Consider the following 17,732-nt stretch of genomic DNA (forward strand, 5'->3'; position numbering starts at 1 on the left):
ACACAGCCTTATGAAATTAACGAATTTACTTTCTTTAGTAGCCATTTTAGCGGTAGCGACATCATGTGATTACCAAAAAAACAACACAATCAAACAAAAAGACGTTCGTAAAGGCGACGAGTATGTATATGGCGTTCACCCAGATAGCGCAGCGGTTCAATCGAAGTTAACATACGATGCGAAACCAGAGTTAGAGGTGAAAGCAAATGCGATCCGTGAGAAATTATTCAAAGGAAAAGCGATCAACCAAGGAAACTAATTCCTGAGGACATAGATTTTAAGAAGCCGGTTTATCCGGCTTTTTTTATGCCCCTAATCGAGTTTAATGCACGAGCATTTCTCGCAAGAAAGTCAATTGGTAAATGCCGGCCACATAAATCAGTGACCAAATAAGCGAGGAGATCGCCATAAAGAACAGAATGCGGGCCGTGGGCACTTTGAAAGACAGCGCGAGCAAACTTCCACCGATGGGCGTAAAAATCAAGGGAGTCAACGCCGCAATTCCTTTGATCCCAAATCGCTGCCAAATATCCACCGCATAGCGAATACGTTTCGAAAACAATTTAGGTTTCGTCGTTCGGTACTTTGCAACTACACCCAATATAGCTTTCCCTGCCGTAATGATGAACGTCACCGTACACATAGCCCCTAACCAGGTAAAGAAAACCGTTTCATACCAGGCTAAGCCTACACTAAAACCCGTGATAGGTCCCGCGATAAATTTTAGCCCTGTGGCTATCATTACTCCAGAATAGGCAGCCCAAGACATTATTTCGCGGATTGATAAATGGATTTTCCTTGATCTAAGAAAGTAACAAAGTGCCCTACATTCGCATCGAAAGCAACCGGAGGCACCATCGGTTTTGCGTCATTACGAGGATCTAGTAAAACGTAATGTGGTTGTGCGTTCGAGTTGAAGCGGGAGATTTGGAAGTCGAGGTTTTGGTCCCCTAAGGTCTTCTTCTCCTGACCATCCACTTTCGAAGTATACCACTTGTCTGCAGGCAATTCCGTCTTATCATCACAGTACAAAGCCACCACCACGTAATCTTGTTTCAAGCGCTGAAGCACCGCCGGATCAGACCAAACATATTCCTCCATCTTCCGGCAATTCACACAACCGTGTCCAGTAAAGTCGATAAACAAAGGTTTGTTCGCTTTCAAAGCTGCCGCTTTCGCCTGCTCGAAATCGAAATAGCCCGATAAGCCCAAAGGCAACTCTAAGAAATCGCTATACAAGGCTTCATTTTTCTGCTCAACCGATTCAACCGCTTGAGACCCTTTGAAATCCTGCGAATTCATCGGTGGCAACCAACCCGAAAGTCCTTTCAACGGTGCCCCGAACATACCCGGAACCAAGTAAATCACAAAAGCCAAAACCGCCGTCGCAAACAGGGTACGCGGAACCGAGAGATTCTTCGCTGGGCCGTCATGTGGCAAGGAAATCTTCCCAAATAAATACAAAGTCAAGGCCGTAAAGATCGCAATCCAAATCGCTAAGAAGATTTCGCGATCCAATAAATGCCAGTGGTACACCTGATCCGCAACGCTCAAGAATTTAAACGCTAGCGCAATTTCTAAGAAACCTAACACCACCTTCACCTCGTTCATCCAATTACCCGACTTAGGCAACTTCTGCATGAACCCAGGGAAAATCGCAAACAAGGTAAAAGGAATCGCGAAGGCTAAAGAGAAGCCCAGCATCCCGATAATCGGTTTCAAGAAAGCGCCCTGCGAGGCCGCTATTAAGATCGAGCCAGCTAAAGGGCCCGTGCAAGAGAACGAAACCAATACCAGCGTGAAGGCCATAAAGAAGACGCCGATGAAACCACCTTTGTCCGATTTCGCATCTACGGAATTCACCAGATTCGATGGCAACACGATTTCAAATGCGCCTAAGAAAGAAATTCCGAACAGGATGAAAATCGTAAAAAAGAGCATATTCGGAATCCAGTGGGTACTTAAGAAATTCGCAAAACTAGCTCCTGCAAAGAAGGCTAAAAGCGTACCGAAGAACACATAAATCAACACGATAAAGCCACCGTACAAGAACGCAAGGCCTTTACCCCCCTTTTGTTTCGTAAAGAAACTCACCGTCATCGGGATTAATGGATAGACACAAGGAGTTAATAGAGCGAGGAATCCAGCACCTAAGGCAATCCAGAAAAAGGTAAATAAGGATTCCTCTTGGGGAGCTTGTGCAGATGGTGCCGTGGGAGCAACAGGTGCTGATTTTGCAACCGGTGCTTCCGCCACTGAATCCACAGTTACTGGAGCAGTAGCAGCCGTATCAGCCACTGCGGTCTTTTCCGCTTTACCTACTAAACTAAACACCCCTTTTACCGGAACGCATAGCCCAGAAACATTCGAACAAGACTGTGAATCATAGGAACCCTCGATCTTGTACTCAGGAGCGGTAATTTTAATCTTTTGGCGGAATTCCCCTTGACCAGTGAAATAGGTATAGGTACCATTCCAAATCTCCGTATCGTTTTTCGAATGCGGGTTGATGGCTTTCAATCCACCGATGGTTTGATATCCGGCGCCCGGCTTGAAAGTCACCGTGGTTACCGTGGGTCCTAGATCTTTGTCAAAATCAGAGGAATACAAGTACCAGTCTTTTTCGATAGCCACTATAAAGATGACCTCCGCTTGCTCCCCCACTTTCGGGTTTGCAGGCTTGATGGACCAGGACCATTTAGCGGGTGTAATCTTTTGTGCAACAGCCGGAATGGCTAGAAAAGCGAACAAAAGAAAGGCGATATATTTTAATTTCATGTTTGTCTAGAAATGTAAAGCCAAAATTAAGAAAAAAGCGCAGAACCATACGTGATATTTGTCTTATTATAGCGGGTTTTCATTTTTCAATTAGGAGAAAAAAACGTAATTTCGACCTTTCAAAATGTAATCCAGAACCCATTCGATTTTTATGGCATCCACTTTCCCTACACAACGAGACAAAGAGATTTTTGACCTGATCAACCAGGAGGCGCATCGCCAAGAATTTGGCATTGAATTAATCGCCTCTGAGAACTTCGCATCCCCACAGGTGATGGAAGCGCAGGGAAGTGTTTTAACCAATAAATACGCCGAAGGACTACCAGGGAAGCGTTATTATGGTGGTTGCGAAGTAGTGGATGAAGTAGAAACATTAGCGATTGAGCGTGCGAAGAAATTATTCGGAGCAGCGTGGGCAAACGTTCAACCTCACTCAGGTGCACAAGCGAATGCTGCTGTATTCTTATCTTTCTTGAATCCAGGTGATAAAATTTTGGGTTTTGACTTATCTCACGGTGGTCACCTTTCACACGGTTCTCCGGTGAACTTCTCAGGAAAGTATTTCCAAGCTTTCTTCTACGGTGTAGAAAAAGAAACGGGATTGATCGACTGGGACAAAGTAGAAGCTACAGCAGTAAAGGAAAAACCAAGATTGATCATTTGTGGAGCGTCTGCTTATTCTCGTGATTGGGATTATGCACGTCTTCGCGCGATCGCAGACCAAGTAGGTGCGATCTTATTAGCTGATATTTCTCACCCATCTGCGTTAATCGCGAAGGGATTATTAAATAACCCGATGCAGCATTGCCACATCGTAACGACGACGACGCACAAAACGCTTCGTGGACCGCGTGGTGGTTTGATTATGATGGGGAATGATTTTGAGAATCCATTTGGGTTCAAAACATTGAAAGGTGAATTAAAAACGATGTCGGCATGTCTTGATGGCGCGGTGTTCCCAGGAACGCAAGGTGGTCCATTAGAGCACGTGATTGCGGCGAAAGCGATTGCTTTTGGCGAGGCATTAACTCCAACATTCGAAACTTACGCGAAGCAAGTGCAGTCAAATGCACAAGCGATGGCGAAGGCTTTCTTAGCGAAAGGATATGAAATCATCTCAGGCGGAACAGATAACCACTTGATGCTAATCGACTTACGCCCGAAAGGCTTAAGCGGTAAGTTAGCGGAGAATACGTTGATTCAAGCGGATATTACGATTAACAAAAACATGGTTCCATTCGACGACAAGTCTCCATTCGTTACTTCAGGTATGCGTGTGGGAACGGCGGCGATGACGACACGTGGTTTGAAAGAAGGCGATATGACGCAAATCGTGGATATGGTGGACAAAGCCTTGATGAACCACGATAATGAGGCGGTATTGAAGTCGATCAAAGGAGAAGTAAATGAGTGGGTAAAGCAATTCCCATTATACCTATAATTTTTTATGGCAACAGATCAAGATTTTGACGATTTCGACGACGATGAGGTAACGGATGGCACAGAAATGTCCTTCCTAGGTCATCTAGAAGAATTAAGATGGCATATTCTGCGATCTGTTGCTTCCTTTTTTGTCTTTGCGGTGGCCGCTTGGTTCTTCCGCGAGTTCATCTTCAGCTCGATCATTTTAGGGCCTACGAAGACAGATTTTTATACGAACCAAATCCTGTGCCAAGCCGCTGACCTCTTCAACATGCCTAGTTTGTGCATGCAGAAGGCGGACTTCATTTTACAAAGTAGAGAGGTTTCTGGTCAATTCATGATGGCGCTAACACAGTCCATCATCGTTGGTCTTTTATTTGCCTTCCCCTACATGTTCCACGAATTGTGGCGCTTCATCAAACCAGGCTTGAAGAGCAAGGAATTGAAAGCAGCACGTGGGGCTGTTTTCTGGGTTTCTGTCTTGTTTTTTAGTGGAGTAGCTTTCGGCTATTTCGTAGTGGCTCCTATGGCCATTAACTTCTTAGCGAACTTTAAGCTAGACCCAAGCATCCAAAACCAATTCGACATCAACGATTACATTTCCTTGTTATCGATGTTGACTTTGGCTTGCGGTATTACCTTCCAATTACCGATGGTAGCCTTCGTGCTATCTCAAGTGGGCATTTTAACCCCGTCTTTCATGCGGGAGTATCGCAGACATGCCCTGATTGTCATTTTTATCGTGGCGGCGATCATCACTCCTTCTCCGGATGTGGTTTCACAACTGTTAGTGGCATTTCCACTCTTAGGTTTGTATGAAATCAGTATCGGCGTTTCAGGACGTGTCTTGAAGCGTAAAATGAGAGAAGAAGAGATGGAATCGAATTCGTAATTGAATTCTCAACAACAAACAAATGAATTATTTATCGGCGGAAAACATTTCACGCAACCTGGGCGAAAGATGGGTGTTTAAAGGTTTATTTTTTGGCCTCCAAAAAGGCGAAAAAGTAGCCCTCATCGGAAAGAACGGGACGGGTAAAACCACCTTGATGGAATCCCTCATGGGTATGCAAACCCCAGACGAAGGTAAAATCTCCATCCGCAAAGGTATTCGCGTGGGTTATCTGCCTCAGAATCCCATTTTCGCCGAAAACGAACAAGTACTTAATTACCTGTTCTCAGACGACTTACCCAGCGCGGTTGCCATCAAATCCTACGAAAAAGCGATGCTTTCCGGCGATTCAAAAGAATTAGAAGATGCCTTCGCTTTAATGGAAGCACATAATGCTTGGGATTACGAAGCCCGTGCAAAACAAATCATCAGCCGTTTAGGTATTCCAGATGGAGATCAAAAAGTATCCACCTTATCTGGGGGCCAAAAGAAACGTCTCTCCCTTGCTAAACTGCTGATCGAGAGTCCAGACATTATGATTCTGGATGAGCCAACTAACCATTTGGACATCGAAACCATCGAATGGTTAGAAGGAATCATGTCTGGCCCAAACGTCACCGTTTTAGTCGTTTCCCACGACCGTTATTTCCTAGACAAGGTCTGCAATAAAATGATGGAATTAGCCGACGGCTCCATCTATACCTATGAAGGCAATTACGCCTATTTCCTAGAGAAAAAAGCCGAGCGCGAGGCCTCAGAAGCCAGCAGTATTTCAAAGGCTAAGAACTTATACCGCAAGGAGCTCGAGTGGATGCGCAAGCAACCGAAAGCCCGGGGTACAAAAGCCCAATACCGCATCGACGCCTTCCATGAAACGGAAGAAAAAGCAAATAAAAAGCTAGACGACAGCAAACTGGAATTAAACATCCAAATGTCTCGTTTGGGCAATAAGATCATCGAAATCAACCACCTGAAAAAGGCCTGGGGCGACAAGAAAATCATCAACGACTTTACCTATACGTTCAAGAAGAAGGACCGCATCGGTATCGTGGGCAAGAACGGCGCCGGCAAAACAACTTTCTTACAATTATTAACAGGTCTTGAACAACCGGATTCCGGCACCATCGATCCAGGCGAAACCTTAGTGGTGGGTTATTATACCCAAATCCCCTTCGATTTCCGACCAGAACAACGCGTCATCGATACGATCACGGAGATCGCAGAAGTAATCCCTTACGGAAAGAACGAATCGCTCAGCCCGAGTCAATTCTTGAGCAAGTTCCTCTTCCCTACCGCCCAGCAATACACTCCGGTGGAAAAGCTATCAGGTGGCGAAAAGAAGCGTTTACAACTCATGCGCGTGCTCGTTAAGAATCCCAATTTCTTGATTCTGGATGAGCCTACGAATGATTTGGACTTAGACACCTTACAATTACTGGAGGACTTCTTAAGCGAATTCCAAGGTTGTTTACTATTAGTATCCCACGACCGTTATTTCATGGATAACCTGGTCGATCAATTGATTCTAGTGGAAGGCGAAGGTGAGGTAAACTTCTTTAACGGAAACTATACGGACTACCGGATTGCCTTGGAAAACAAAGAAGACGAGCCTGTAGCAAAACAAAGCCCGGTAAAAGCCCCTTCGACCGCTGCTCCCGCAGCACCGAAAGGCCCAAAGCTAAGCTTCAAGGAACAAAAGGAGTTCGAGGAATTAGAGAAAGAGATGGCGAAATTAGAGATCGAAAAAGATTCATTCGTCGAAAAACTCAACCAAGGCTCAGAAGACTTTCAGTTATTGACCGATTGGGCGAAGGCCATTGAGGATATCAAAAACACCTTGGAAGAAAAAGAGCTAAGATGGCTTGAGCTATCTGAAAGAGCATAAAAAAAAGCCCCGATCTCTCGGGGCTTTTTTTTATTCACTTGCTTTCTGAGTTTAAAAGACTACATTTATCCCATGACCTTTTGAAATCTAATCAAAAGACCTCTTTTAAGCTTCGTATTAGTCGCATTTCTTGCCGCTAATCCTGTTCTCTCCCATCATAATTTGTTTTAATCGTCCTATTAGGGATGATTCTCACCATCTTCTATTTTGGCCTCGCTAAAATCGAGATAAAAACATCTTGTATTATGGAAAACAAAGTACCCAATTTACTGATCACTTTAAATGAATTTCGAATTATTCATTTGGCCAAAGAAGGTCTTCCCAAGCTTCTGCTCAGCTTTATCTTTCTGTTACTTTTAAATTCGTGTAGTAAGGAGGCTACATTTGATGAGGTAAGTCCTTCTTCTATTGAGACCACTTCGGTGTTAAAAGAATGGGCAACGAAAAATGATAAGTTAAAACAAGCTAAATCAATTGAATGGGATAATGCTATCCCAATTACATTTTCTGATAGTATCAAAGGTCATTCAGCATTTGTAAAGACAGCCTCTGGATTCAAAGAGTTTATTACATTTGAGTTAGGGGGCAAAAGACACGGATGGTTTAAATCCTACAAGCGTTTGAATGATACAGATATGGAGATTATTATTAACTCAATTGAAGGTAAAGTACTTACAGGAGGATTCATTCGTAAAAGTAAAACACCCATTTCAAAGGGTAAAATTGCTTCCAATAAAGAAATGAATTTATTGGAAATGGAAATAGATATGATCTACCAATACCTATTCGGAATTATGTTGGGTGATGTCAGAGTTTCAGCGCCTAGTTTATACCAACAAGGCGGAGGTGGAGGTGTCGGTAGACCACTTTATTTGAATTATTATGGATATTATGAAGGAGGATCAGGATCTGGTGGTGGAGGTGATGGGGCAAATATTAATTTTACTTCTTATACTTATCCAGAGATTACAAATAACCTAACTATTGATTGTTTTAATCAGGTTCTATATGAATTAACAAACAATAATTTAAAGGGTGAAATTGCTTGTATTATAGAACTATTCGACGATTCAAAAAAAGGAAGTGGATATGATTTTACTATAGATAATAATTATTATGAAGAGCCTAAGTCATTTAAAATTAATGGTATCTTATATACATCTACAATATATGGTAAAACTGTAGGTAAAAATATAAGTTTAAATATGGCTACTTTACAAAATGCTTCAAAAGAATTAATAGCAAAGACAATAATTCATGAAATATTACATGTTTATTTGAATGATTCAAATATGCAAGATCACATCAAAATTGCATCTGGATTTGTTGGGGAAATGGCACTATTTTTGGAAAAATCATATGGCATGAATTTACAGGAAGCAAAATCTATATGTGCTTCAGGTTTAGCAAAAATCCCAAATTATGAATTAATTCTAAAAACGATTGATTCTAATTTAACCCGAGAAAAAGTTGACAATACAATTTCTAAATTTTCAAATACTTTAAACACCAAACAATATGGCACATATTGCAATTAAAAACCTTGATAAATTAGTTATAATACTACTTATTTCATTTAGTACTTTTGGGCAAAAAATAGCTAAAGATATTCTCTCTTTCAAAGATCCGATTGAACCTAGAAATACGTTTTCAGAATATGTTGGAGAAAAACTTACTTTCGACAAAAAATCAAAGGCAACCATAACTCTTTTTGTTTTTAAAATAAACTCCAAAAGCGGAATAACTGAGATAAAAAACTGGGGGAAATTGGATAAATCTTTAGTGGATGAAGTAAACATTGCGATAAAAAATTCTGAAGTATATTGGAATTTTTCTGATTCTACAGAGAAAGAGCAATACGTTATTTTACCACTTTTTACAGGCAATCCGTTCCAGAAAAACAAAAACCTCGGCAGTGAGATTTTTTTAACATTAGAACACCAATTCGCCCAAGCTAGAGGGTATTTGGGATCAAATTTAACAAATGTGTATTTGTCCTTCCCCAGGAGGTCCTCTTCAATTTTTCAAGTAAATGAATATATTGAATAGGAATAATTATTTTATGGAAAAATGCAAATTAAATAATTAGGAGATGTCAGAATGGATAAATGGAACATACCGCAAAAATTAATTTGAAAAATCTAATTATTCTTTCGTCATTTCTAGTTTTACCATTGTTTGTTTTTGGGCAATATAGTAAAACCAAATTAGGTGGGGTCTTTTCCTACAAAGGTAATTCAAGCATTAAACTAACCGAAGATAGTTCAAGACAATTACTGATTAATGATTTAACCACAGGAGTTTATCTTTCTTCTCAAAATACATCATGTCGTTCCGATATTGGTCTTTACCTTTTTAAAGTTGATTCCCAAGGGAAGATTAACAAAAAAGATATAGAATATTTCGGCACTTTGGTGGATTCAACACATGAGAGCATTTTATATAATATCAATAAGACTTCTGGGAAGTATATAAAACCAACAAAAAATAATCGCCAAAAAGAGCATTGGTATCTATTCGAATATCTCTCAAAAGGATATAAATTTGGATGCTATGATCATAATTTTAGTAATGAACTAGTCAGGTTAGAGGCTCAAATAAGTCATTTTAAGATTATGATTTGGTCAACACTTGACAAAGTGAAAGGGATAAACAAAAAACTAACTTTTATTGATGGTAGCAATTATGATGAAGCCATTAGAAAAGGATTAGTTCCGCCACCAGAAGTTCTTTATTAATTAATCTCTTATATGCTTTGAGAGAGTAAATGATAAGTGAATCTGGTTATGGCGTGCTTTTAAATACACTTGAGGAACTAACTAATAAAAGAATGCGCGAACTGAAAATTTAAATTATGGCAAACGCTGCTTTTAAAAAACCGCTTTTATGGATACTAGTTTTCTTAGTATTCGAACAATCATATGCACAGAATAGTGTTGAATCTAAACCATTCTCCTTTAATTTAAGAACGGGTTCAAGTTTATCGGAAGAGTATAAACTAATTAGTTTTATCAATAATTATGAACTGAGTTATTTGAAAATGGAAAACGACAAACCGTCTTTTAATCTTTTTCTATTCAAAGTTAATGGCAATGGTAAAATTTCAGACATTTATCATTTTGGTGAAATGAGAAAAACTTCATCAGATGCTATAAAAACAAGAATAATTAAGACAGAACCTTTTTGGACATTACCAAAAGATGTAAAAGAATATAAGTGGGTTGCTATTCCTTATTTTTATGGTGATTACAAGCAGGCTGATTCTCCTGATAATAGCAAAATGTTCCTCTCTGGATTAAACTATTTTGAAAAGCTTTCAGAGATCCTTGGACCAGACAGTAAGAATTTATATTTAACCCCTCCCTTAGGAATCGGTTTATTATATAAGGAATAGATAAAAACATTGAAATTCTATCCTACCACTTACCCCATAAAAAAAGCCCCGATCTCTCGGGGCTTTTTTCGTATCAGTACTAAATCCTAGTTCTGGAACGTCAAGTTCATTAAAGCATATAATGCTCCTTCTTTCACCTTGTCATTCACGAATACTAAGTAGACATCATGAACACCAGAAACATTGAGAGGGAAGTTATAGGCCTTCGTTGCGTTTACTTCCACAGATCCTAACAATGGACCCGTTACGCTACCTGTTCTAAGCTCTAATTGACCGCCTACTGTTTGGCCTGCCATATACGTAGCCATCACTGATAAGTTCTTGATGCCTGTTAAGTCGATGGCATCGTAACGCGCATAGCCACCTGCACCAGTTGCTACTAAGATTTCACCGATTCCGTCCACTTTAAACTTCATCGTTTTAGCACTTGCATCAGCAGCCACAGCTGGGATTTTAGCGTCACGTAAGGTAACCACTTTCGAACCAGTCACTGGCGCAATTTTACCAGCACCTTTATCTGTGTACATCGCGCGGAAGATATAAGTTCCTGGCTTGCCTTTATCTTGTGGAACGTATTGTCCAGCCACTGGCTTAGAAGCCTTCTTCTTATCTGCTAATCCTAAGATGTATTTCACCATCTCACGTGCATCAGCAACAGATACTTGCGGGTGAGCCGCCATCGCGTTCTCTCCCCAAACACCACCACCACCGGAAATGATCTTCTTCGATAACTCATCAATGTTTTGTGAGCTAGCACGGTATTTCTTACTAACGTCTGTGTAAGATGGTCCTACCGACTTCTTATCAATTGCGTGACAAGTCTTGCAATCAGATAAATCGATCAAACGCTTTCCAGCAGAGAACGAAGTGTTCGCTTGGTGACCTTGTGCAATGACTGTTTTGTCAAAGCCCTCTAAATAATCGATCTGCATAATCACATCGTCTTCTGCAATCTTCTTATTGGCTAAGCTACCGTCTTCTTTATCTTGAACCGATACTTTGTACGTCACTGGCTTATCATTCCAGTAGAATGATTTATTTCCTTCGATTGCCACGTCAACACTTGGAACTTCGTTACCCGCAGTGATTTTGATCACCTCTGAATTGGAATTTCCGGCTGCGTCTTTCACCGTAAGTTTAACGTTATAAACTCCTGCTTTAGCGAACACGTGTACCGGATTAGCTGCAGTGCTCGTTCCGCCATCACCGAAGTTCCATGCGTACTTGATAGCATCACCATCATAGTCTACTGTACCTTCAGAAGAAAACTTCGCTTTTAAAGGCAAAGCCCCTACCGCCTTATCAACCGACACTTTTACTTTCGGCGTACGGTTACCCGCATTGTATTCAATCTTGTAAAGTGACGCTTCCTCACTCGCTGCAAACCAATTAGGACCGTATTCTAAACCATACATTGTACCATTTTTGTCAAACTCTAAATCCATAGGATGAGAGAAAGTCGTATTAGGCAAGAAACGCTCCATTTGAACGAAGTCTCCTTTTGCATTCATCGTTACGGTGTAGATCATATCACGCGACCAATCGTAAGCGAAGAATTTACCATCGTAATACGCTGGGAATTTCGTCTTAGAAGTAGCAGGGAAATCTTCACGGTAATAGATTGGACCCGCCATCGCATTACGAGAACCTTTAGAGATTACTGGACCGAACTCAGGAGAATCTACATAAGGATAGTAGATAAACGCTTTTTGAGCAGCTGGTAAGTGAGAGAATCCTGTGTTATGAGGGGAGTTGTTGATAGGCGCTTTGGGATTAAAAGTAGCCCAAGTGCTATCTTTTGCAAAATCACGTTGGTTATAAGGACGGTTATCCGCAACGAATAGCGGCCAGCCAAAATAACCCGCCTGACGTGCTTGATTCACTTCGTCATGACCTCGAGGACCATATTTCTTCGAATCTTCACCCGCATCTGGACCTACTTCACCCCAATACAAGAACCCTGTACGCTTATCCACCGAAATACGGTAGGGATTACGGTTACCCATCACATAAATCTCAGGTTTTGCATGGTAAATACCAGCAGGGTATAAGTTGCCCTCTGGAATCGTGTAACCACCTTCCGGAGTAGGTTTGATACGTAAAATCTTACCTCTTAAATCATTCGTGTTCGATGACGTTGCACGCGCATCCCAACCTGAACGGCCTGGACGGTTATCCATAGGACCAAAACCATTCGAATCAAATGGGTTCGTGTCATCACCTGTTGATAAAAACAAGTTACCTGATTTATCCCAAGCAATCGATCCACCTGTGTGGCAACATCCGTCACGCTTCACAGGAACACGCAAAAGCACTTTCTCAGAACTCATGATCAAGGTATCTTTCACGTCATCATACGTAAAACGTGATAAGTGCTGAGCTGTGTCTGCTTTCCCCGTTTGAGGAGAATAGAACAAATAAATCCAGTGATTCTTATTGTACTCTGGGTCGATATTAACCCCCATTAAACCATATTCGAATTTAGAGAATACGTCCAAATCAGCTACGACCTTCGTCTTGCCTTTCTTCGGATCGTACATCTTTAATTTACCTTTACGCTCACCAAAAAACACTTTCCCTGCATCCGTTACCGCTAATTCTGTCGGCTCATCTAAATTGCGATCTAAGGTGATTTTCGTAAAACGATTCTCCTCTGGAGGCAATTCTGAACGCAATTTTTTCGTGTAATCTTGTGGACGACCTGAAGCTAACCATTGCAATCCACCCCAAATATGTTGAACTACGATAGGCTCTTCAAATGACTCGTGTGTATGTCCCCAGTTCGTATAGAACGCGCGGCCACCATCGTATTCGTGGTACCAAGCCATTGGGTGAAAATCCCCCATTTTGCCATCTGTATACGATTTCTCGTCTAATGTCAATAATACGTGAACGTCTTTATTAAAGTTCTTTGTATCGTAGAATTCATCCGTGCGATCAAAGGTTTCTGGCATGTGGGCCGTCGAAATGTGGGTGCGATCTACCGCCGTGAACTTCCCTTTCTGTACGTTCGGACGACCTGGGTGAGAAGCGAATTGACCACCCGCTAATTTTGTGTACCAGTTCCAATCGTATTCCGTATCTGTCGCTGCGTGAATACCCATGTAGGCCCCACCCGCTTGGATATACCGCTCAAAAGCGATTTGTTGCACGTCATTTAAGACATTACCAGTCGTGTTCAAGAACACCACAATGCGGTATTGTTTTAAATTTTTCTCCGTGAAGTTGATGGCATTTTCCGTTGTATCTACGGCAAATCCTTTTTCTTTGGCCATCTTAAACAAGGCGATTTGGCCAGGTTTAATGGATGAGTGGCGGAAGCCTTTAGTAGAAGAGAAAACTAAGATTTTCTTGCCAGCTAATGGGTTTGCTGCCTGTGCGAAAACAGAAAGCGTTGAAACCACTAAGGCGATAATGAGTGTGATTCGGAAGATTCCGAACGAGGTATTTTTCATGTTAAAAATAAATAGGTTTGGGACAAAGTTAGGGCAAAACAGAAATTTTCGGCTACATTTAAGAAAAAATTTATCAAATCAAGCTATGAAAAAATATATCGCAACGTTGGCGCTCGTATTCGCCTCTTTCTTTGCCTTTTCTCAAGCCTCTTGCTGCTTCGTCAAGAAGGATGGCATGCAGCTTTTAGCCTCTAATAAAGCCTTCATTAAATCCCATGCCCTACCGAAAGCCTACCACCATGTGAGTAAAGCCGGAGGCGTGATGGTCGAATTCAAGACGCCGGATGATCAGATGGCCAAAGGATTCTACATTCCAGCTGACAAGCCGACTGATATTACCTTATTCGTTTTCCAAGAATGGTGGGGCCTAAACGACCACATTAAAAGAGAGGCAGAACATTTCTACAGCACTTTAGGCAATGTCAACGTATTAGCGATCGACATGTACGATGGAAAAGTAGCCACGACGCGTGAAGAGGCAGCAAAATACATGGGCGGTGCAAATCCAGCCCGTTTAGAAGCCATCATCAAAGGCGCTATTGCCTACGTAGGTACAAAAGCGAAGATTGCGACGGTGGGCTGGTGTTTTGGCGGATCTTTATCCTTAAAAGCATCCATCTTAGCGGGTAAACAAGCAGCGGCTTGTGTGATGTATTATGGTATGCCGGTGAAGGATGTGGAGCAATTGAAATTATTACAGACGGATGTGTTAGGCCTTTTTGCGGGTAAAGAGCAATTTATCAACCCGACGGTCGTAAAGGAATTTGAAGCCAATATGAAAACGGCTGGCAAAGGAATTCAAACAAAGATCTTCGATGCGGAACACGCTTTTGCGAATCCATCTAACCCTAATTTTGACAAAGCCGCGACCGAAGAGGCTTGGGGAATGGCTATTAACTACTTCAAAGCTCGATTAAAATAATGCGCTATTTCGTTTTGCTCTTATGTGTAGGTATGTTAGCCGGTTCTTGTGCAAGTCGCCGCTACCAAGCAAAACCCTACAAGAAGAAATGGTCCTTATTTAAGAAAAATGCCTGCGACTGTCCTAATCTCCGATAAGGGGATTTAGGGCAGATGCAGCTAGCGAACCTGGTGCTAAACCTTGCAGCCAGCGCTGGCGATCGGCCTCTTGGTTCGGATTTTGCGGTTCCATGACACGCGCCTCCGCATCCATATAAATGATGGTCATTACCTCCCGCATTTTAGACGATTCATTACCAGGCGCATTATGGAGCGTCCAACCTAAATGAAAGGTGGCGTCACCGGCTTTCATCGATTTTTGGGCGACGATTTCATAGCCCTGTTTTGCCACATAGTCTCCAATTAAAGCCTCCGATTCATCCGAAATTTCTAGCTTAGGCAGGTCAGCGCCAGCAGATTTCGAGGCAAACGTGAGCATTCCCATTCCTTCTTCTATGTCTACCAAAGGCATCCACATCGTCACCGTTTTAGGCGTATCGATGGGCCAATAATATTGATCTTGATGCCAAGGCGTATGGCCTCCGCCCGGTTCTTTGAAAAGTGCCTGATCGTGGTACAGGCGGACGTTTTTTACTCCTAATAACTGGGCAGCCACAGAAGCGAAGCGATTCGCGAGCGTGAATTCCTTGACCGTTTCCGATGATTCCCACAGATTCATCATCTGTAAAAATGCTTTCCCGTAGGTATCCCGCTCTGCCATCGGTTTTTGTTGCGCTCTAAAATCATCCGCCCAATCCAAGATGGCCTGGCGATAGGGTTGCAATTCTTCCGCAGAGATCAGCGATGGAATGTACACGTGGCCATTTTCAGCGAAATAGGCTTGGTTCTCGGGCGATACGGACAGGGGTAAGTGCAGCATTTTTTTTCTTGCAAAGATTTCTAAAATTTATTCCTACTTCTACCTTTATTTTGGCCAAAAAAGATGCAATTTTACCCTTCCACGATTCAAAGCACCCCAAAAGGCTAAAATTAAATGAAAGCGCAGCGCGAACACCTTTCTTCTGGATTTCAAATTAAGCATGTGAAACAGGCGCGTTTTGACGCTCCCTATCATTTTCATCCAGAGCTGGAATTAACGTTGATCATCGCTGGCGAGGGCAAGCGTTTTATTGGAAATCAGATCAGTGATTTCAGACCGGGCGACTTAGTTTTATTGGGCGAAAACCTCCCGCACTGCTGGCAAAACCACCGCAAGGACTGGCTGACGGAAGAACCTGCAGCAGATGGTGCGCAAGCACTCGTCATCCATTTTCGACGCGATTTTCTAGGCGAAGATTTTCTTTCCAACGAGGCCTGCGCGGGTTTGAAAAACCTATTTGAAAAGGCTAAAACCGGATTTTCCATTGTAGGACCTACCCAGGATAAAATCGCAAGGGATATGCTGGCCTTAGTGGATATGCCCCCTTTCCCCCGTTTACTCGCTTTCTTGCAAATTCTTCACACGATCGGGATCTCCACGGCGGATGTACAGCCTATCGATACGACGGAAGGTAACTATGCCATCGCAGAGGGCGATTTAGAACGCATTAATCGGGTCTATGCCTACGTGATTGCGAACTATACCCAGGAAGTGCATTTGGATGAGGTGGCTCATTTAGCCAATATGACAGAGACGGCATTCTGCCGTTATTTTAAGAAGGTAACTAATAAGACCTTTGTGGAATTAGTCACCGAATTCAGGGTGAAGCACGCCTGCACGCTATTGCGCACGACGAATAAACCGATGATAGAGGTGTGTTTTGAGAGCGGTTTTGGCAATATCTCCCACTTCAATAAGCAGTTCAAAGCCTGGATGAATACGCCTCCGCTACAATACCGTAAAATGGTGAACGAGTGGCATTAAGCCTTTTTCTTCTCTGGAAACGCGACGCTTAATAAGATACTAATCGTCAAGATTCCGATAATGACGCCTAGCGAAGAAAGTGTCCCAAACCCCCACTCCTCTAACTTCGAGTGAGCTAACATTTTTCCGCCCACAAAGCTCAGTAATACGCCTAAACCCATCGGTAAGAAGCGGAATAAGCCCATTAAACTAGATAGGAAGAAGAACAAAGAACGCAAGCCCATCACGGCAAAAACGTTTGAGAAGAAAACGATGTAGGGGTCTTTCGAAATAGAGAAAATAGCTGGAATTGAATCTACAGCAAATAAAATATCCGTAAATGCAATCACCACCACTACCACAAAAATGGGTGTAATGAACAATTTTCCCGTTTTCTTCATGCGAACAAAGAAGTGACCAATCACGTTTCTTCTGTATACATTGAAAAAACGAGATAGCAAACGAACAACAGGGTGATTCGCCGTATCAATCTCCTCCTCCTCGTGTTTCGAGAACAAAATCTTTACCCCTGTGTAGACTAAGAAAGCTCCAAAAACGTAGATAATCCAATCAAACTTCTGCAATAAGGCAGCGCCTAAGAAGATAAAGATTAAGCGTAAAATGATCGCTCCCAAGATTCCCCAAACGAGAATTTTCTTGTAATAGCGCTTTTGAACGCCGAACGAGTTAAAGATCAAAATAAAGACGAATACGTTATCTGCAGACAGCGAATATTCCACCAAATAGCCGGTGATAAACTCCAAGGACATATTGTTTTGAAAAGCGGCCAAAGCCTCGTAATAAGGTCCATTCCCTAAATCGATGTGAGAGGCATAGGCTTGTTGCACCGCTTTTAGACTTTGCATATCCGTTATCCCATGCACCATGGCGCCATTATAGCCTAGGAAAATATAAAAAATGATCGCTAATAAAACCCACATGCCGGTCCAGAAACCCGCTTCCTTGAAAGTTACTTCTTCACTGGTATCCTTTTTAAAGATGCCAAGGTCGATTAACATGACAGCCATCACACCCACTGAAAAAAGAAGAAAAAATAGCGTTTCGCTCATAAATATTTAATTTTACACTTTGGCCGCACAAAG

16 protein-coding genes are annotated in these 17,732 nt (G+C 42.1%); 11 read left to right on the top strand and 5 right to left on the bottom strand.

All coding sequences use genetic code 11. The features are described from left to right. Nucleotides 1-10 precede the first annotated feature (10 nt). Complete coding sequence (locus tag V7S74_RS10510; protein WP_130894818.1) at nt 11-259, top strand: hypothetical protein; 249 nt, start codon at nt 11-13, stop codon at nt 257-259. Between the two features lie 63 nt (nt 260-322). On the opposite strand, the gene V7S74_RS10515 is transcribed toward V7S74_RS10510, so the two are convergent. Both V7S74_RS10515 and V7S74_RS10520 read right to left on the bottom strand, forming a co-directional pair. Further along, complete coding sequence (locus tag V7S74_RS10515) at nt 323-769, bottom strand: hypothetical protein (protein WP_406778717.1); 447 nt, start codon at nt 767-769, stop codon at nt 323-325. Continuing rightward, entirely contained in the window at nt 769-2,778 is a 2,010-nt protein-coding gene (locus tag V7S74_RS10520; RefSeq protein ID WP_406778718.1) for a protein-disulfide reductase DsbD family protein, read from the bottom strand. Before V7S74_RS10520 ends, V7S74_RS10515 begins: the two co-directional genes overlap by 1 nt. A 151-nt stretch (nt 2,779-2,929) precedes the next feature. Here V7S74_RS10520 and V7S74_RS10525 point away from each other — a divergent pair, with 151 nt between their 5' ends. From V7S74_RS10525 to V7S74_RS10555, 7 genes are all read left to right on the top strand, one after another. After that, a complete protein-coding gene (locus V7S74_RS10525) occupies nt 2,930-4,219 on the top strand; it encodes a serine hydroxymethyltransferase (RefSeq protein ID WP_406778719.1) in 1,290 nt (429 codons plus the stop codon). A 6-nt stretch (nt 4,220-4,225) separates the two neighbouring features. Further along, complete coding sequence (gene tatC, locus V7S74_RS10530; protein WP_406778720.1) at nt 4,226-5,092, top strand: twin-arginine translocase subunit TatC; 867 nt, start codon at nt 4,226-4,228, stop codon at nt 5,090-5,092. 22 nt (nt 5,093-5,114) lie between these two features. Continuing rightward, a complete protein-coding gene (locus V7S74_RS10535; RefSeq protein ID WP_406778721.1) occupies nt 5,115-6,977 on the top strand; it encodes an ABC-F family ATP-binding cassette domain-containing protein in 1,863 nt (620 codons plus the stop codon). A gap of 245 nt (nt 6,978-7,222) precedes the next feature. After that, entirely contained in the window at nt 7,223-8,515 is a 1,293-nt protein-coding gene (locus V7S74_RS10540; RefSeq protein ID WP_406778722.1) for a hypothetical protein, read from the top strand. Next, complete coding sequence (locus tag V7S74_RS10545; protein ID WP_406778723.1) at nt 8,496-9,026, top strand: hypothetical protein; 531 nt, start codon at nt 8,496-8,498, stop codon at nt 9,024-9,026. The genes V7S74_RS10540 and V7S74_RS10545 overlap by 20 nt, the downstream gene beginning before the upstream one ends. A gap of 59 nt (nt 9,027-9,085) precedes the next feature. Beyond that, nucleotides 9,086-9,715, top strand: coding sequence for a hypothetical protein (locus V7S74_RS10550; protein WP_406778724.1), 630 nt, complete (start codon nt 9,086-9,088; stop codon nt 9,713-9,715). Between the two features lie 116 nt (nt 9,716-9,831). Beyond that, entirely contained in the window at nt 9,832-10,371 is a 540-nt protein-coding gene (locus V7S74_RS10555) for a hypothetical protein (protein WP_406778725.1), read from the top strand. An 86-nt stretch (nt 10,372-10,457) separates the two neighbouring features. Here the strand turns inward: V7S74_RS10555 and V7S74_RS10560 are convergent, their stop codons facing one another. Then, nucleotides 10,458-13,826, bottom strand: coding sequence for a ThuA domain-containing protein (locus tag V7S74_RS10560; protein WP_406778726.1), 3,369 nt, complete (start codon nt 13,824-13,826; stop codon nt 10,458-10,460). An 85-nt stretch (nt 13,827-13,911) separates the two neighbouring features. On the opposite strand from V7S74_RS10560, the gene V7S74_RS10565 reads away from it, so the two are divergent. Then, complete coding sequence (locus V7S74_RS10565) at nt 13,912-14,748, top strand: dienelactone hydrolase family protein (protein ID WP_406778727.1); 837 nt, start codon at nt 13,912-13,914, stop codon at nt 14,746-14,748. Continuing rightward, nucleotides 14,748-14,885 (top strand): hypothetical protein, encoded by a 138-nt coding sequence (locus V7S74_RS10570; protein ID WP_406778728.1) that lies wholly within the window; start codon nt 14,748-14,750, stop codon nt 14,883-14,885. Before V7S74_RS10565 ends, V7S74_RS10570 begins: the two co-directional genes overlap by 1 nt. On the opposite strand, the gene V7S74_RS10575 is transcribed toward V7S74_RS10570, so the two are convergent. Next, nucleotides 14,872-15,666, bottom strand: coding sequence for a phytanoyl-CoA dioxygenase family protein (locus V7S74_RS10575; RefSeq protein WP_406778729.1), 795 nt, complete (start codon nt 15,664-15,666; stop codon nt 14,872-14,874). The genes V7S74_RS10570 and V7S74_RS10575 overlap by 14 nt on opposite strands. Before the next feature lie 114 nt (nt 15,667-15,780). Here V7S74_RS10575 and V7S74_RS10580 point away from each other — a divergent pair, with 114 nt between their 5' ends. Next, nucleotides 15,781-16,650, top strand: coding sequence for an AraC family transcriptional regulator (locus tag V7S74_RS10580; RefSeq protein WP_406778730.1), 870 nt, complete (start codon nt 15,781-15,783; stop codon nt 16,648-16,650). Here V7S74_RS10580 and V7S74_RS10585 read toward each other — a convergent pair. After that, on the bottom strand, nt 16,647-17,705 hold the full coding sequence (locus V7S74_RS10585) for a TerC/Alx family metal homeostasis membrane protein (protein ID WP_406778791.1): 1,059 nt from the start codon (nt 17,703-17,705) through the stop codon (nt 16,647-16,649). The genes V7S74_RS10580 and V7S74_RS10585 overlap by 4 nt on opposite strands. Nucleotides 17,706-17,732 lie beyond the last annotated feature (27 nt).

Origin of the sequence: Aquirufa novilacunae (assembly GCF_045310505.1) — a bacterium.
Taxonomy (GTDB): Bacteria; Bacteroidota; Bacteroidia; order Cytophagales; family Spirosomataceae; genus Aquirufa; species Aquirufa novilacunae.

Excerpts from the sequence above, each read along its gene's own strand:
- V7S74_RS10510 (WP_130894818.1), top strand. The coding sequence starts at position 11 with ATGAAATTAACGAATTTACTTTCTTTAGTAGCCATTTTAGCGGTAGCG.
- V7S74_RS10515 (WP_406778717.1), bottom strand. The coding sequence starts at position 769 with ATGTCTTGGGCTGCCTATTCTGGAGTAATGATAGCCACAGGGCTAAAA.
- V7S74_RS10520 (WP_406778718.1), bottom strand. The coding sequence starts at position 2,778 with ATGAAATTAAAATATATCGCCTTTCTTTTGTTCGCTTTTCTAGCCATT.
- V7S74_RS10525 (WP_406778719.1), top strand. The coding sequence starts at position 2,930 with ATGGCATCCACTTTCCCTACACAACGAGACAAAGAGATTTTTGACCTG.
- tatC (WP_406778720.1), top strand. The coding sequence starts at position 4,226 with ATGGCAACAGATCAAGATTTTGACGATTTCGACGACGATGAGGTAACG.
- V7S74_RS10535 (WP_406778721.1), top strand. The coding sequence starts at position 5,115 with ATGAATTATTTATCGGCGGAAAACATTTCACGCAACCTGGGCGAAAGA.
- V7S74_RS10540 (WP_406778722.1), top strand. The coding sequence starts at position 7,223 with ATGGAAAACAAAGTACCCAATTTACTGATCACTTTAAATGAATTTCGA.
- V7S74_RS10545 (WP_406778723.1), top strand. The coding sequence starts at position 8,496 with ATGGCACATATTGCAATTAAAAACCTTGATAAATTAGTTATAATACTA.
- V7S74_RS10550 (WP_406778724.1), top strand. The coding sequence starts at position 9,086 with ATGGAACATACCGCAAAAATTAATTTGAAAAATCTAATTATTCTTTCG.
- V7S74_RS10555 (WP_406778725.1), top strand. The coding sequence starts at position 9,832 with ATGGCAAACGCTGCTTTTAAAAAACCGCTTTTATGGATACTAGTTTTC.
- V7S74_RS10560 (WP_406778726.1), bottom strand. The coding sequence starts at position 13,826 with ATGAAAAATACCTCGTTCGGAATCTTCCGAATCACACTCATTATCGCC.
- V7S74_RS10565 (WP_406778727.1), top strand. The coding sequence starts at position 13,912 with ATGAAAAAATATATCGCAACGTTGGCGCTCGTATTCGCCTCTTTCTTT.
- V7S74_RS10570 (WP_406778728.1), top strand. The coding sequence starts at position 14,748 with ATGCGCTATTTCGTTTTGCTCTTATGTGTAGGTATGTTAGCCGGTTCT.
- V7S74_RS10575 (WP_406778729.1), bottom strand. The coding sequence starts at position 15,666 with ATGCTGCACTTACCCCTGTCCGTATCGCCCGAGAACCAAGCCTATTTC.
- V7S74_RS10580 (WP_406778730.1), top strand. The coding sequence starts at position 15,781 with ATGAAAGCGCAGCGCGAACACCTTTCTTCTGGATTTCAAATTAAGCAT.